Genomic DNA, 557 nt, shown 5'->3' on the forward strand with positions numbered 1-557 from the left:
GCATGATGTCTCGACTCATCCCCTGCGCAGTATCACGGAGGGTCTTGAACGTGTTTCCCCACGGGTCCGAGAAGTACGACACAACACCGGTCGCGCCGTTGATGGCATCACCAATCCCACCAATCGGGTTCCATCCGCCGTCATTCGATGACAGCTTCGGAAAGAGGGTGAGCATCAGCACCCCCCAGTGAACGGCCGCCCCACGGAGTACAACTCTTCGGTTGTACGCGTGCCGTTCGCGTCGGCGACCTTCCACTGGCCGTCTTCCCAGACGGCGACAACAGTGATCGACGATTTCAACGTCGGGCTGAGCGCACCATTGATCACGAATGCCGTTCCAATGGTCACCTCCACGCGATCGTTGCTCCCCGACTCCAACAGCCAGACGCCGGGGATCGTACTCATGTAGTAGGTCTCACCTGGGGCCACGATCCCACCGGATAGGTCGGGTTCAGCCGCGATGTACGCCGCAAGATCGTTTGTAAATGATTCCCTGGCGAGGGCGTTTGAACCCACCGTGTCGGCCTCGCCAGAAGAAGGGTATGGGTATCGCTGAA

Annotated in this window: 1 pseudogene; it reads right to left on the minus strand. The window is 59.4% G+C overall.

Going from position 1 to position 557, the window contains the following annotated elements:
- Positions 1–174: 174 nt before the first annotated feature.
- Positions 175–557, minus strand: a pseudogene (locus JF66_RS24900) (hypothetical protein); the annotation flags it as partial.

The organism is Cryobacterium sp. MLB-32, from assembly GCF_000738085.1.
Lineage (GTDB): Bacteria > Actinomycetota > Actinomycetes > Actinomycetales > Microbacteriaceae > Cryobacterium.